General features: G+C 42.5%; 15 protein-coding genes. 4 read left to right on the top strand and 11 right to left on the bottom strand.

Annotated elements, in window-relative coordinates; genetic code table 11:
- Positions 1–99 precede the first annotated feature (99 nt).
- Positions 100–2,127, top strand: a complete 2,028-nt coding sequence (locus H9647_RS03660; RefSeq protein WP_191798260.1) for a beta-galactosidase — start codon at positions 100–102, stop codon at positions 2,125–2,127.
- A 169-nt stretch (positions 2,128–2,296) separates the two neighbouring features.
- Positions 2,297–3,205, top strand: coding sequence for a hypothetical protein (locus H9647_RS03655; RefSeq protein ID WP_191798258.1), 909 nt, complete (start codon positions 2,297–2,299; stop codon positions 3,203–3,205).
- A gap of 72 nt (positions 3,206–3,277) precedes the next feature.
- Here the strand turns inward: H9647_RS03655 and H9647_RS03650 are convergent, their stop codons facing one another.
- Both H9647_RS03650 and H9647_RS03645 read right to left on the bottom strand, forming a co-directional pair.
- Complete coding sequence (locus tag H9647_RS03650; RefSeq protein ID WP_191798256.1) at positions 3,278–4,795, bottom strand: UxaA family hydrolase; 1,518 nt, start codon at positions 4,793–4,795, stop codon at positions 3,278–3,280.
- Positions 4,795–6,300, bottom strand: coding sequence for a tagaturonate reductase (locus tag H9647_RS03645; RefSeq protein ID WP_191798253.1), 1,506 nt, complete (start codon positions 6,298–6,300; stop codon positions 4,795–4,797). Before H9647_RS03645 ends, H9647_RS03650 begins: the two co-directional genes overlap by 1 nt.
- 132 nt (positions 6,301–6,432) lie before the next feature.
- Here H9647_RS03645 and H9647_RS03640 point away from each other — a divergent pair, with 132 nt between their 5' ends.
- Entirely contained in the window at positions 6,433–7,302 is an 870-nt protein-coding gene (locus H9647_RS03640) for an AraC family transcriptional regulator (protein ID WP_191798251.1), read from the top strand.
- Positions 7,303–7,397: 95 nt separating this feature from the next.
- Here the strand turns inward: H9647_RS03640 and H9647_RS03635 are convergent, their stop codons facing one another.
- On the bottom strand, positions 7,398–7,985 hold the full coding sequence (locus H9647_RS03635) for an HD domain-containing protein (protein ID WP_191798249.1): 588 nt from the start codon (positions 7,983–7,985) through the stop codon (positions 7,398–7,400).
- 225 nt (positions 7,986–8,210) lie between these two features.
- Between H9647_RS03635 and H9647_RS03630 the strand changes: the two genes are divergently transcribed.
- Positions 8,211–8,882 (top strand): tetratricopeptide repeat protein, encoded by a 672-nt coding sequence (locus H9647_RS03630; RefSeq protein ID WP_191798247.1) that lies wholly within the window; start codon positions 8,211–8,213, stop codon positions 8,880–8,882.
- A gap of 54 nt (positions 8,883–8,936) precedes the next feature.
- On the opposite strand, the gene H9647_RS03625 is transcribed toward H9647_RS03630, so the two are convergent.
- From H9647_RS03625 to H9647_RS03590, 8 genes are all read right to left on the bottom strand, one after another.
- Entirely contained in the window at positions 8,937–10,010 is a 1,074-nt protein-coding gene (locus H9647_RS03625; protein WP_191798245.1) for a phosphotransferase enzyme family protein, read from the bottom strand.
- A gap of 89 nt (positions 10,011–10,099) precedes the next feature.
- Positions 10,100–10,768 carry a GDSL-type esterase/lipase family protein gene (locus H9647_RS03620; RefSeq protein ID WP_191798243.1) on the bottom strand — a complete coding sequence of 223 codons (669 nt, stop codon included), beginning with the start codon at positions 10,766–10,768 and terminating at the stop codon, positions 10,100–10,102.
- A gap of 193 nt (positions 10,769–10,961) precedes the next feature.
- Positions 10,962–11,162 carry a hypothetical protein gene (locus H9647_RS03615; RefSeq protein WP_191798241.1) on the bottom strand — a complete coding sequence of 67 codons (201 nt, stop codon included), beginning with the start codon at positions 11,160–11,162 and terminating at the stop codon, positions 10,962–10,964.
- A 71-nt stretch (positions 11,163–11,233) separates the two neighbouring features.
- Positions 11,234–11,659: a GNAT family N-acetyltransferase gene (locus H9647_RS03610; protein WP_191798239.1), complete on the bottom strand. Its 426-nt coding sequence runs from the start codon at positions 11,657–11,659 to the stop codon at positions 11,234–11,236.
- A gap of 99 nt (positions 11,660–11,758) precedes the next feature.
- Positions 11,759–12,466 (bottom strand): hypothetical protein, encoded by a 708-nt coding sequence (locus tag H9647_RS03605; RefSeq protein WP_191798237.1) that lies wholly within the window; start codon positions 12,464–12,466, stop codon positions 11,759–11,761.
- A 105-nt stretch (positions 12,467–12,571) separates the two neighbouring features.
- Positions 12,572–13,090, bottom strand: a complete 519-nt coding sequence (locus H9647_RS03600; RefSeq protein ID WP_191798645.1) for a nucleotidyltransferase family protein — start codon at positions 13,088–13,090, stop codon at positions 12,572–12,574.
- Between the two features lie 191 nt (positions 13,091–13,281).
- Entirely contained in the window at positions 13,282–14,001 is a 720-nt protein-coding gene (locus H9647_RS03595; RefSeq protein ID WP_191798235.1) for a class I SAM-dependent methyltransferase, read from the bottom strand.
- A 58-nt stretch (positions 14,002–14,059) separates the two neighbouring features.
- Positions 14,060–15,022, bottom strand: a complete 963-nt coding sequence (locus H9647_RS03590) for an alpha/beta hydrolase (protein ID WP_191798233.1) — start codon at positions 15,020–15,022, stop codon at positions 14,060–14,062.
- Between the last annotated feature and the right edge of the window lie 70 nt (positions 15,023–15,092).

The raw sequence follows: 15,092 nt of genomic DNA, 5'->3' as shown, positions 1-15,092 counted from the left end.
TTAGTTCCATATTATTATATACGTCTCTACAATTCTTATATTTTAAAAATATATCTCATGATATATCATGGACTTATTCTTATACAAGAGGTGAATCCATTGATTAGTTCTAAACTTCCTAAAATATTTTACGGCGGCGACTACAATCCAGAACAATGGGACGAGGCAACTCATCAAGAAGATCTTCGTATGTTCAAAATAGCAGGTATCGATATCGCAACGATTAATGTATTCTCATGGGCTAAAAACCAGCCTGATGAAATCACATATAATTTTGAGTGGCTCGATGAACTGATCGACAGCCTCTATGAAAGCGGTGTCTATGTCTGTCTAGCAACAAGTACCGGCGCTCATCCGGCATGGATGGCTACTAAATATCCAGATGTACTCCGTGTAGATAGAGATGGTAGAAAACGAAAGTTTGGCGGCCGTCACAACTCCTGTCCAAATAGCCCGACCTATCGTTTGTACTCCGAACGGATTGCAAGCAAGCTTGCGGAACGTTATCAAGATCATCCTGCAGTACTTGTATGGCATGTTTCCAATGAATATGGCGGTGAGTGTTACTGTGACAACTGCGAACGTGCTTTTCGTGTATGGTTAAAACAACGTTATCAGAATCTGGATACCCTGAATAAAGCCTGGAACACTGCTTTTTGGGGACATACATTCTATGACTGGGATGAGATCGTACTACCAAGCAATCTCAGTGAAGAATGGGGTGAGCGCAGAACCAATTTCCAAGGGATTTCCCTTGATTACTCTCGTTTTAATTCGGATAGCATGCTCGCTTGCTACAAAATGGAGTATGATGCAATTAAGAGATACATACCGGATTCTGTGGTAACTACGAACTTGATGGGATTCTTCAAACAGCTTGATTATTTCAAATGGGCGAAACATATGGACATCGTATCTTGGGACAGCTACCCGAGTCTCACCACTCCTCCTAGTGAAACAGCGATGGCAAATGACCTAATGAGAGGTCTAAAAGACGGCATGCCGTTCATGCTGATGGAGCAGACTCCAAGCCAGCAAAACTGGCAGCCCTACAACTCTTTAAAACGTCCTGGCGTAATGCGTCTGCAAAGCTATCAGACGGTTGCCCATGGAGCAGATACCGTGATGTTCTTCCAGCTTCGCAGATCCATCGGAGCTTGCGAGAAATACCATGGTGCGGTCATTGAACATGTGGGCCATGAAAATACCCGAGTATTCCGTGAAGTAACTCAGCTAGGCCAAGAACTCGCGAAACTCGGAGAGCGGACGCTAGACTCTCGTATAGAATCCAAAGTAGCGATTCTGTTTGATTGGGAGAACTGGTGGGCAATCGAGAAATCAAGCGGTCCTTCGGTAGCCCTAAATTATGTAGAACAAATTCATAAGTACTATGCTGCCTTCTATCGTCGTAATATCCAAGTTGATATGATCAGTGTCGATACTGATCTTTCTTCCTATGAGGTTGTTGTAGCACCCGTGCTCTACATGGTGAAACCCGGATTCGCTAATAAACTGGAGACATTCACGAAAAACGGCGGGACCTTTGTTACTACGTTCTTCAGCGGGGTGGTTAATGAGAATGACCTTGTCACTGTGGGAGGATACCCTGGAGAACTTCGGGGCCTTCTCGGTATCTGGGTAGAAGAAATCGATGCACTGTTCCCGGACCAGAAGAACAAAATGATTGTAAAAAACGCATATGGCAAACTTTCGGGCGAATATGAATGCGGTCTACTCTGTGATCTACTCCATACCGAGGGTGCGGAAGTGATTGCTGAGTATGGTGAAGATTTCTATCAAGGCATGCCATCCTTGACCCGTAATGTATTTGGTAGTGGTGAAGCATACTACGTCGCTTCTGATCCAGAAATCAGCTTCCTTGACGGCCTGGTTGACAAAATAGCAGCCGATAAAGGTATTGAACAGACGCTAGTTACACCTGATGGCGTTGAAGTCAGCCGCCGTGTAAAAGACGGAATCTCTTATCTGTTTGTGCTCAACTTCAATAAGGAAGCTTGTTCCTATGATCTAGGTGATGTTCAGGTTGAGGATCTTCTGACAGGTACTGCTCATAAGGGAACCATCCAAATTGAAGGACGTGGTGTACAAATTCTGCAAGTTAAATAGTTCTCTCCATGTGCTTTCACACATCGTTTCTAGATACTTATTCCCGTACAATCTGCATAAGCAGAGGGTGCGGGAATTTTCTATTTCCCTTACCATTTTGCAGGGAAATAGAGGAACACGAGGAATACAGAAGAGGATACGATCAAGCACTAAAGGAGTGATTCAAACTATGACAACATATCCATTACTAGATGTGTCTCATCCGGTTGTGAAAAAAGCTCATCATTTCATGTATACCCATGCTCGCTTGCTGGATCGTTACCGTTTCGAATATGCGACAGGACAAAGATCTGCAGAATCCGTGGTACAAGCGCTTGCCGCTTATCAAAATCAGGATGGCGGTTTTGGGCATGCACTAGAACCCGATATTCGCAGTCCTTACAGTCAACCCCAAGGTGCTGAGTTTGCGCTTCATTTACTGGATGAAGTTCACTTTTATCCTGAACGTATCCTTACAGGACTCGGGTTTTTCCTGCAAAAACATGCGAATGCCAAAACTGGTGGATGGCCCTATTCTTTCAAAAACGTAAACGATTATCCCCATGCACCCTGGTGGACAACGGAAAAAGATGATACGGCTTCTCTTAATCCATCAGGCTCTATTATTGGACTACTATATAAATGTAAGGATTGGCATCCATTCCTTAGGGAGAGCTGGTTCAAAAAGGCTGAAGATTTTGTTTGGTCTTCTCTTGAAAACGCTGAACTTAAAGGATATCACGATCTTATACAAGCGATACATTTTCTCGAAACTCAGGATGAGAGCGATCGATCCATTCGACTTAAACAAAAACTCGATCATTTGCTAGAGCAGCCTGGTGTCATCGAACTGGATCCAGAAGCAACCGGTTATGTACAAAAAGTGCTGGACTGGGCGCCTCGTTCAGACAGCTATGCGGCTCACTTTATACCGAAGGAAATTACCCAGCAGCATCTAGAACATCTTTTGGCTTCGCAACAAGAAGACGGGGGCTGGCCAATCTCTTGGCCTGCGCTAAGTGTAGCATCCGAAGCAGAATGGCGGGGACATCTCACGATGGAGCGACTTAAGACACTCGCTAGCTATGGAATCATTTAAAAGAACCACTAAAAAGACCAGTAGAGATATGCTCTATCTCTACTGGTCTTCATTTACATAATGATTTTACATCTATAAGATGACTCCATCTTTAAAAATCGCAATCTCGCGGAAACCATAACGTTCGCTGTTCGTCACTTTATTCCCTGAAGCAATTTCAATCAGTTCTGCCAGAAGTTCATCTGCAAGATCGTCCATTGCTTTTCCTTCGAGCAACTGACCCGCATTAAAGTCGATCCAGTGCTTTTTGCGATTAGCAAGATCAGAATTGGTAGCAATTTTGACAGTAGGAACCGGTCCGCCAAAAGGAGTTCCTCGTCCAGTCGTAAATAGAACAATATGCGCGCCTGCAGCTGACAGCGCAGTTACGGATACCAGATCGTTACCAGGAGCCTCCACAATATTGAGCCCTTTTTGCGTTACCTTTTTCCCATAAGCAACCACATCTACTACCTCTGAATGTCCGCCTTTTTGTGTACAGCCCAGAGATTTTTCTTCCAAGGTAGTGATTCCCCCCTCCTTATTACCCGGTGAGGGATTCTCATAAATATTCTGTCCATGGTTCACATAATATTGTTTGAAATTGTTGATTAAGTTCACAAGCTCTTCATAAACGCCTTCACTGCGAGCTCTGTTCATCAGAATTGTTTCCGCTCCAAACATCTCCGGGACTTCGGTAAGAATTGCTGTACCGCCAGCTGCAACCAGCTTATCGGATACAACCCCTACTAGAGGGTTAGCTGTGATTCCCGAGAATCCATCTGACCCGCCGCATTTAAGTCCAATGGTAAGTTCAGATATAGGAACAGGTTCACGCTCCTGCTTCTCAGCAAGCTCCGTCAGTTCTTCTAATAAGCGCAGCCCTTCGGCCATCTCATCATCAATTTCCTGTGCTTTTAAGAACCGCACCCTCGCTTGATCCTCATCTGGAATAAACGTCTTGAATTCCTCAATCTGATTATTCTCACAGCCTAGGCCAATCACTAGTACACCACCGGCATTTGGATGAGAGACAAGGGACGCAAGCAGCTGCTGGGTGTATTTTAGATCATCGCCAAGCTGTGAACAGCCGAACGGATGAGCAAAATGATAGACCCCGTCCACACGGCCCTGAAAAGCCGTATTCCCCATTTTCGCCAGTGCCTCACATACTTTGTTGATACATCCAACCGTATTAATAATCCAAATTTCGTTACGGATTCCTACCTGGCCGCTACTTCGTCTGTAACCCTGAAAAGTACGAAGATGTGCAGGTGCAAGGGCCGGTTTTAGGGTTGGGGTTTTCACATATTCGTAGTCAACAAGACCACTTAGCCCTGTGCTGACATTGTGAGTATGAAGCCATTTCCCTGTCTCAATCTGTTCCTTAGCTATCCCTATGGAATAGCCATATTTCATAATATGTTCGCCTGCTTGGATAGTCCGTATTGCAAACTTGTGACCTTTGGGGACATTCTCTTTCAAGATGATATGTTGTCCGCTGGCAACCTCAATCTGTTCACCTGAGTTTAGATTACGGAGTGCAATGAGCACATCATCATTCGGATGAAGCCGAGTCCAATCCGTTACAGAAGATTCATACGTATTCATTATGCTCGCTCCTCCTTTTCCCACTTGTTCAGATTCTCTGCCACTTGATCCCGCAGTCCGGAGATCAAATTAAGGTTCTGCCCCCAAATGTGTTCATCTGCCAAAATCTCAGCAACGACCTCATTCATATTAGCCCCGCTATATTTGGACCAATACTGAGCCAAGGATGCAAGCAGCCGCTCCTCATCCCGCAGAATTACTTTCTCTCCGCCAAAAGTGCTCGACACATATCCACTCTCAGTTTGTTCCGCCCTATATAAACGAAGCAGTGCACTAAAAGAAGTGACGATTCGCTCCGGCAGAACTCCGTTTCGGTTGATACTTTCAAGCATGGTAGGAAGCAGTCTTACTTTGAATTTAGAGATAGAGCCAAGCATAATATCTGTCAGTTTATGATTGATATAAGGATTCAGGAAACGATCCCACACTTCTTTGATATAACTTTGCATTTCCTCCTCTGGCAGATCAAGAGCAGGAATAATTTCTTTTTCCGCTGCTTCTCTTACAAAAGCACCAAGCTCGCTGTCTTCCATCGTCTCACGCACAAATGTCTGGCCCTTTAGTATGGCAATCGGGGTCATCAGGGTATGAGAACCATTCAAGAGGCGTACCTTCCGAAGCTGAAACGGCTTTAGATCTGTGGTCCAGTGGATATTGAGTCCGGCTTGTACAAGCGGAAACCTGTCATCCAGTTCCGGTTCACCCTCAATCGCCCACAGATGGTAAGGCTCAGCTAATGTCATTAACTTATCTTCATATCCGAAACGCTCTGTGAGTACAGCCGCCTCTTCCTCTGAAGGGGCACCCGTGACGATCCGATCTACCAAATTATTCAGAAACCGATTGTCCTGCTGAACCCAGTCCCGAAACGAATCTGAAAAACCAAAATCAATACTATGCTGCAGCACGTATTTTTTGAGAACATCTCCATTTCGATCGACAAGTTCGCAAGGCAAAATAAGTAACCCGCTCTCTTTGCTTCCTGAGTAGTGAGTATAGCGTTCATGTAAAAACACCGTAAGTTTACCGGGAAAAGAATCGATTGGTACACCCTCTTCATATCTCGTCTCCAGGTAGGTTAAACCTGCTTCTGTCGTATTTGAGATGATAATATCCAGTTCAGGGCTCACCGCAAGCTGTAAAAAATCTTGCCATTCTTCATAAGGGTCGATTGTACGAGACAAAATAGGAATGATGGATGCCTTCTCAACGGCCGTCCCATTAACAATACCTCTTGTCAGCAGCGTATACAGACCGTCTTGTTCCCTTATAGTCAGCAGTTTCTCTCTACCTTTCCGTCTAGGCTGGGTTACGGCTACTGTACCCTTAAACGCACCTTTAACAGCGCTTTCATAAATCATCCAATCGGCAAACCCCCGCAAAAAATTCCCTTCGCCGATCTGAAGAACTTTCACAGGGAGCTGCTTGATCTCGGAATGAACTGAATGTAGGTGACTGTTACTGTTCTGTAAACTTAGTCTTGGATAATCCTTTTTTACCGTCACACTCTTCACCTCTATTATTAGTGGTTGTATCCTTATGTTGTTCATTGTATCATCATCTGAAAGAACATAAATTGCTATTTTTGCTTAAAATATACTCTTAGATGATGTTGTATGTAGAAGGAGGGAATAGCTATGAAATATGAGCTGGAGGCACCCGTGGTTGGGCGTCTAAAAGCAGCAATCGATCTTCCTTTTCGCATGTTATATCATGAAACCAAACTTCCTGAACATGAACTTCCTGACCATTTTCATGACTGGCATGAACTGATATGTGTACATCAAGGAGAAGGAAAAATGTTAATTGATCATTCTATCGTCGATATTAAAGCAAGAAGTCTTATCATTATTCCTGGCAATACACTTCATCGTACCTTTCAAGATGCTGATAATCCGCTGACGTCTTCGGCTTTTTATATCAGCCCTGCTGTCTTTCAAGGTATGGGAGGAGAAGCGGCATCCATTCAGCAGTTTTTCGAAAGGTCTCGGAAGTCGCGTAATTATATCCAAGTATTAAACCACAAACAAATGGATGAATTTGAACGATGGATTGAACAGATTTACACCGAAACCGTAAGTCAAGAGCATTTGAGGACCTATGCCACCCTCTTGTTGTTACAGCTAATGCTGATTTCCCTGATGCGGATGATGGAAGCTGTAAAACCTGAAAAAACAACGTTGTCGGGGCCGATCTGGATGGCGCAAGCCCTTAAAAGGTTAGACGAACACCTTCATCAGCCTGTGTCTCTCTCTGAACTTGCCCATGATGCTTCCATCTCTACTGCTCACTTTAGCCGAGCTTTTAAACAGCATACGGGGATGACACTCACCGATTATGTTGCAGCAAGACGCATCATTCTCTCGAAAGAAAAACTGCTGCGTACCGATGATACAATGGTAGCCATATCAGAAGCCAGCGGGTTTGAAAGTCTTCCGCATTTTTACCGATTGTTTAAGAAACATACCGGGATGACTCCTTCCTCCTATCGAAGACTAATGCGCTAAACGTTCTATTTGTTTCCTTAAAGTTAATATCTAATAAAAAGGAAGGATACCTCTTATTTCAAGAGAATCCTTCCTTCTAACGTACTGAATTTGTCTCACGGTAACAGGTAACCCTTCTCTACCGCTTCGTCAATCAGTTCATTAGCATATGTATCTAGGGCAGGGGAAACCTCTTTTAATACCGCCAGCCTTTTTCTAACAGACACAGCGGATACCTGATTGGCTCTCCATGCTTTGCCTTCGGTATAAAAATTGTGAAGGACCGGCTGCAGACGATCCATCGCCGCCGCATACTGCGCCTCTTTCGTCAGGCCTTCTTCAAATTCTAACCACAGGTTCATCCATTCCTCTTTTTGTTCCGCTGGAAGCAGCCCATATATTCGTTTTGCCGCCGCAAGTTCTCTTTCCCATTTGTCTTCATATCCTTTGACATCGTAAGCGAACGTATCCCCTGCGTCGATTTCTACCAAATCATGAATTAGAAGCAGGTGCAGCACTTTTGTCATATCTAAATCCTCATGACTATGTTCTTTCAACAACAAGGCCATAACCGCAATATGCCAACTGTGTTCAGCATCATTCTCGCGTCTTTCTTGATTCATTAGATAGGATCTACGAAGTACGTGCTTCAATTTATCAATTTCTCGTATAAACTCGATTTGCTGTCTGATTTTCTCTGTCATGATTGTACCCCTTCTCTACGGTATTCACTTCATCTTACTAAACTTTTGGAGAATCTGTCACGATCACGTATGATATAATAATGGAAAAGTGTCCCAAAGATGTTCGTGTTAAGTGAAAAAAACGGGGTGTAAATCCACTCGATCAATCGAAATATATTTTAGCTGTTCGTAATGCCATAAGTTCGATATGATTAGATCACATGATTATTTTTCAGGGGGAAGTATATGAGTAAGTTTTTATTATTTGGGCTGATTTTCTATATCATTGGCAATCCTTTTATTGCAATTATCGTACTGTTTCTTATTTTTTATCTTCTTGATCGACGTTTTGTCGGTGTATTTCCAAGCATCACAAAACCTTTTAAGCGGATGCGAAGCATCTCCAAAAATCGTCAACAAATTGCGCTGAATCCAAATGACGTTACTTCCAAATTTGACTTAGCGAGACTCCTGATTGAACGCAAAAAGTACAGGGAAGCTCAGCAGATACTGGTATCGATTGAGTCTTCTTATGATCACTCTGCAGAATATTGGGATATGGTCGGAACTACAGAGATTCATCAAGGGCAGCTTGAACAAGGGGAACAACATACGCTGCACGCTACTAAACTGAACCCAAAAGTAAAATACGGTCAACCTTACCTCCGTCTTGCTTCTGCATACAAGGATAAGGATCAAGCTAAGGCACTTCAATACGTAGAGAAATTTCAAGACATCCAGTCTTCCTCAAGTGAATCTTTCTATTACCTTGGACTTGTCTACGGAAAGCTCGGTCGTAAGGATGATTCAAAAGAAGCCTACCGTCAATCCATTGACGTATACCGTTCACTGCCTAAGTATAAAAAACGGCAAGAACGCCGCTGGGCTGTCCGCAGTTTTTTCCGGAAATTATTATAAGTATATTAAAGAGCTGTCTTCTTCTATTTCAACCGAAGAAGACAGCTCTTTTTTCTAGAACAATTGATTCAATCTAACCTGATTTAACTTAAGCCATCTTACACAGCTCATCAACTTCTGCAGCTGATCTCTAGCTATATCTACTGTATCAATTCCTTGGCGATAGCGAGTCAAAAAGTGCATAGCCACATCTACTCTGCGAAGAAGTACAAGAGACGGAATCATGTCTTTCTCTTCTTGCTGTAGAGAAACTTCGGTAACATAGCCGCTTATCAGCGCATTAAGGTTGTTCCACATCATCTCTTCTGCTTCTGATGTATAGTTCTCATCCAAAATCATGCCAGTGACGAGATCTGAAAGAGGAACAGCCAGTTCCATCACACGAAGATCCCAAGTAGCAAACTCGAAATCAAGGATCGTGGTTATATCCCCTTCTTCATTTACTAAGATATTGGAAGCATTCAGATCTCCATGTACGAGTTGATGAGGAAGATCTTCGAGTCCCCCGCTAATCTTGATGAACAGCTGTTCAATCTCTTCCGCTATTTCCTTGGTTTCTTGACGTAAGGTTAGAAGAGACGGGTCTGGTTGCTGTAGAAAGCGAATGAACTCCGCTAGCGGAATTTCCGGATAAGCTAGATCCAATCTGTAGTAAGGTGGATATACAGGCGCTAAAGGAACCGTTATCCGAGACAATGCAAGTGTAACCTGGCCTACTTTTTGTCCCAATTGCAAGTATTGACTCGGCCCCATTCGTACCGCATTACTACCTTCTTGATAATTAAATAAGGCTCCAATTTTTCCTTCGTGATGAGTGAATGTCGTATCTTCCAATGTCTGTACCAGCTGCGGGTAAACAAACTCTTGTTTATGTATTGTAAGGCTATTTAAAATGGCATGTTCATACTTCACCTTGTCTTTATCCTGGTGACTATTGTACTTACGTAGTACATATCGCTTCCCTTTCAGGTGAATCAAGTACGTAGAGTTGTTCATTCCTCCTGTTAACCGCCAAATCATACAATCCTCAGGTTCTGTTACTATTGAAGCCTCAAAATAATTCATAAGCATACGGCGAACCTGTAATTCTTCTTCTTTTGTGATAGAGGGCCTGTTCGATATTTGCATACACGGTTGCTCCTTCGTCTATAGTGAAGTGTTCTCCTAACCGAAACGTAGAGGATACAAGCTGGCTTTTGCTTGCACCCTTCCTATTCTTATTTCTTTTTTTTGCGTAATGTATGGGGCTTCTCCAGCTGTAACAGCGGAGCATAGCCTATACGGTCCAGCTGCGATTCGATAACCCGATATCCCTTACTGCTTGGGTGGACCTTATCGAAAAATAGCAATTCCCTTTCCCTTCCCTGAAAAGCATAGAGAAGCTGGGCCGTTGCTATTTTATTACTATCTAGGCTTGTAAGAAAGTCATTATATTGTTTCACCCAATGATAGGCAGCTTCATTCTTAGGTAACGGATTATAAAGTCCGACGAGCCGAATAAAATAATTTTCAGACTCCTTTTTTAAGGAATGGATCTGTGAAAGCATCTCTTTCATGTTGTGCTCACATACGTCCAAAGTCTGGATGAATAATGGAGAACTTAAATTCCACCTCGTTGAACGAGCTGCCTGAATCAAATCATTCCCGCCAATGGAGATCGTAATAATATCTGCATGTACAATGAGATTCCGTAAGTACTGATTGTATTTTACCATGGATAGAAGTCTTTGGGAGGTGAGTCCATTGATCCCTTGGTTACTTACAAGAACAGCACTGTGTAAATGATACTCCAGTCTTTTTTGATAGAGTGGAACAAATCCGCTTCCAAATAAAGCACCGATACCTACCGTAAGTGAATCGCCAAGTGCAAGATAACGGTACACCATTTCTACTCCTCCTTTCTCTATGACTTCATCGATTTCAGAAGAATAAGGCAAGGATAGTGATAATACAACATATGTGATTACGGAAGCAGACGGCACGGCAAGTTATCTTTCCCCTCCCTTTTTCATAAAAAAAAAGACATATATTTCTGAAGAGGTGAAACCACCTTTTTCAGAATCATATATGTCTCTTTTATTAGGTAACAAAGGTAATAATACTACCTATCAACATCCCTGCGATAAAGTAGGTTCCGCTCAGCGGAACTTTAACTTTGTGATGCTCCGCATAAACGATGAGCAAAAACAACAACAGAAAACTAATTTTCAGCCAAAGAAAAACAAAGGGAACTGCAAGTCCGAGAAGTAAACCGATAATTCGATACACCGTGGTAGGCAAATGCATATACTCCTTCTATTAGTACCGTTATGGATGATACGTAAGTCTTGCTGTCCTCATCTTAGGATGAATTATTCCTCTTCTTCTATTTCAAACACACAGCGGAAACGTTCAACCCCAGGGTATTTTTCACCCAGACTATAGACAATAAAGCCAATATTCCGGTAAAAATCTACTGCTTCTTCGTCCGTTTCTGCAGTAACAACTTCAGGCTTTACACTACTAATCATTTCAGAGATAATGCCGCGTCCATAACCCTTCAGACGATTCTCAGGCAGAACAGCGAGATGCTTAATTTGTACTTCTTGATTATGTTTCTCGATTCCGATGAGAGCAACTAGCTGTTCTTCATCCTCGAAACCGTACAACGTCATAGAATCTTGTTCCTTATATTCCTTCAGGGCTGCAAGTACATATTCCAGCTCTGGAAGGGTAGCGTATTCAATAAGTTCCTGTACTATAGGATCTTCCAAACGATCTTGTAAAGAAATAAACAATGTATATCCTCCTATTCATGCGCATTTACTATACGTACTTTAGGGCTTTTACATGAATATTTCAAGTCTCTTATGCTATCGCGCACTAACTTTTTATGTTCAACCATTATATGGATTATTACTATAAGCCTCTTCGATCGAATCGGGAGATGAACTAGACGCTGTCCAGGAAGGTAACAAAAAACGTAATTCTTCCGCTGTTTCTTGAATAAAACGTTCTACCCGTTCAATATCCATCAGCCGTAAGGAGCTAGGTTTAATCGGTTCTTCCAATTTACGAAGTATAGTATACCGATAATCATCTACTTCTTGAGGCGAGACGAGTTCGCCCATAGCTGCAGCCGGTGCCGATTCAAGTAATTCGAGTAATTGCTTCGTTTCTGGATGCGTATCCATGAGTATGTATTCCAGTTGTGTGACGTCCCGGTTATATAGTGATTGAAATGAGCGAAACTGCATATGCCATCGGTACAGAAAAATGCTCTGTGCTAGATTCTCCATCCCTTTATATACGGTTTCGGCCCATCTCAAATCGACGTATATATGCGCAGCATACCCCATTAGAAACTGTCTGTAGTCTTCGCCAAGATGAATATTCGTATGTGCTACATGAAATTGCTGGATTTCTCTTACCCGTGGCAAAATCCCTTCCACCTTACAGAGATGAGCATTCCATTTCATCTGATCATTCATATTCCGTCTTGTAAGAACCGCATTGGGTGCGATGTTGCCTAGAACAAAAGATGGTGATGGACGTCCTTGTTGAACCAGATGGGCAACCGTTAAATGTACCATTGGCCAAGGCATACTTTATTTCCCCCGTTTTTCCCCTTATAAAATGAGTAGCATAATAGATATTCTCTATTATCGTATCGTATTTCTCTCTATCTCTATGTTTTCAAGATCTATAAGCTATGAATCCATCATCAACAACAAAGGCCAATGATCAAGCCATTCCTTTTCAAATACTCTTTGTCTATACAGCCCGGCATTTCGGAAATATGGACTTTTTTTCACATTCATCTCGAACAGATCAGACAAACCAAATGGAGCTATGATCTCCAGCTCATCTTGATCATTCAGACGAATCGCAACCGCAGTTGCTGTCTCAGGCCAGTACCTCATCGCATCTTCTACAGATTGATAAGGAGGGTCCATATTATATTCATGCATTCTAGCTTGGTTTTTGACCTGCCAGTTTCGTCCAATCTGTCCCGATCGTAACTGCTTCTCATACTGACTATCGTTCCATTCATCTAATTGCTCAGGATCATAATAAATAACAGCAATATCATTTAGCGGAGTAGCATCTTTATATTCGTGCAGTTCATCCCACACTCGGTTCCTTACATAACCAGCCGCTATACATGCCTGCGGTAAGCCAAGTTCGCGAACCCGCTTAAGGTCATCGATAATTTGGGGCTGATTCATTATATCTCGCAAACGTTCTTCATATGTCAAATGTGATAATCTCCTTTTCTTCTATGATATTTAATCTGTAATGACACTTCACAGATTCACATATCTTAATTATAGAGCGAACTTACTACAGCTACAATCAAATGTTTGCAATTTTATTCATAATAAAAAAACAACAGACTTCATGAGCCTGTTGTTTTTAGCTATTTTCTTTTTCTAGCAGCAAACCGGAGTAACTGACAGCGGAATTCAGTAGGCTCATCATACTTTTCTTCAGGAATAGCCTGTGTGACTCGCTCCGTGAATAAAATATCCCAGTCGTCTTGATAACGATGAGTTAATAAATCTTCAGCATATTGCGTAGGTAAATTTAGTTCGATCAGTGGTTTGATTGGTTCAAGATTCGAAAGTTTCACTTCCTCAACCCCCGTACTCATGGTAATGAGGTGTATTCCACCTAATTTTGTACCTGCCTGCATTCGGTCAAGCACCTGATGCAGTGCTTCTTCAGAGGATACATGTTCAAGACAAGAGCAGGCAGCGATATAATCATACCGGTTTAGCCCAATTTCGTAATGTTCAATGTCTGCCTGTTCCGCCGTAATCAAGTGATCGACTTGATATTTTATAGCATGATCATTCAAGCTATCAATCGCTTCCTCTAGTAGATCTACTGCTACGATTTTACTATTCGTTTCACGCAATTTATCTGCTATCGCAATCGTATTTCTGCCTGCGCCTGCTCCAAGATCCAACACCGTAAGTTGATCTTTAAATGCGATTAGACGGTCGAGCGTCTCCATTACAATCGGCATGGGGCCGGCCATCCAAGTCCCTTCTTCATAGAGATCGTGCTCTTTATAAAAATTACGATGATACGTTTCCTCCATTTTACGTGCTTCTTTAAATTGTTGTTCAGCCATGGGTCTATCTCCTTTTCAAAATTGGTGTATGAACTACCATTACCCATTTCGAACCCTTTTATAGCCACTTTTCCGTTCTTATTTCAGTGCCTTGTCCCAAATAACGGGCTACAAAATCTTTCACATGACGTTTATAACCTTCCGGTTCTACTAGAAACGAAGTACCATGCGCAGCTTCAGGAACGATATACAAATATTTGTCACCGGCACTTTCTCGGTATAGCTCATGAGCCATTGAGGTAGGAACAAAGGTATCTTCCCCCCCGTGGATATATAAAATAGGCAGATGTGTTCGTTTGACTTGCTTTAAGGCAGAGGCCTCCCGAAAACTATATCCGGCTTTCCATCTCGTATATAGACTGATCAGCGGAATGAAAGGAAAGGAAGGAAGTTTGAACATCTGCTTCATTTGGTAAGACAATTCATCTTTGACAGAGGTGTACCCGCAATCAGATATAATTCCTTTCACTTGGGAGGGCAGTTTCTCACCGCTTGCCATGAGGACGGAAGCAGCCCCCATCGAGATACCATGCAGCAGGATTTCACTGTTCTCCCCCATCTTTTTAATCACAAAATCTATCCATCTCATATAATCAAGCCGGTCATGCCAACCAAAACCAATATAGTCACCTTCACTAGCCCCATGACCTCGATGATCTGGCATTAATACACGAAAGCCAAGCTCTTCTACATAAAAACGAGCGAACCCCGCCATCTCATATCCGCGGCCTGTATACCCGTGAGATAAAATAACGATCTTGTTCTCTTTTCCTTTTCCCGGTATCCAGGTGCCGCAAAGTTTTAATCCGTCAAAAGAAGTGATCTCCACTTGCTCAGGTGATTGAGCTCTAATCCAGGAATAATCAGGACTCGTTGAAACCAATTTATCTCCCGCCACCTGTTCCGTATTCTTGATGATCATTGGTTTAGGTGCTCTTTTAATCGCCACTTTATAGAAATAGGAGACTGACGCCCAAAGCAAGGTTGCGATAATAAGAAGAATTACAAGTAAAAACCACATCCAATTTCTCTCCTCTATCTATTGATATATAGTACTTAAACCGTCCATGATTTCCTAACCTGCAAACCTG

Origin of the sequence: Paenibacillus gallinarum, from assembly GCF_014836635.1 — a bacterium.
Lineage (GTDB): Bacteria > Bacillota > Bacilli > Paenibacillales > Paenibacillaceae > Paenibacillus > Paenibacillus gallinarum.
The sequence above is the reverse complement of the archived record's forward strand: the minus strand, read 5'-3'. Positions and strand labels throughout refer to the sequence as shown.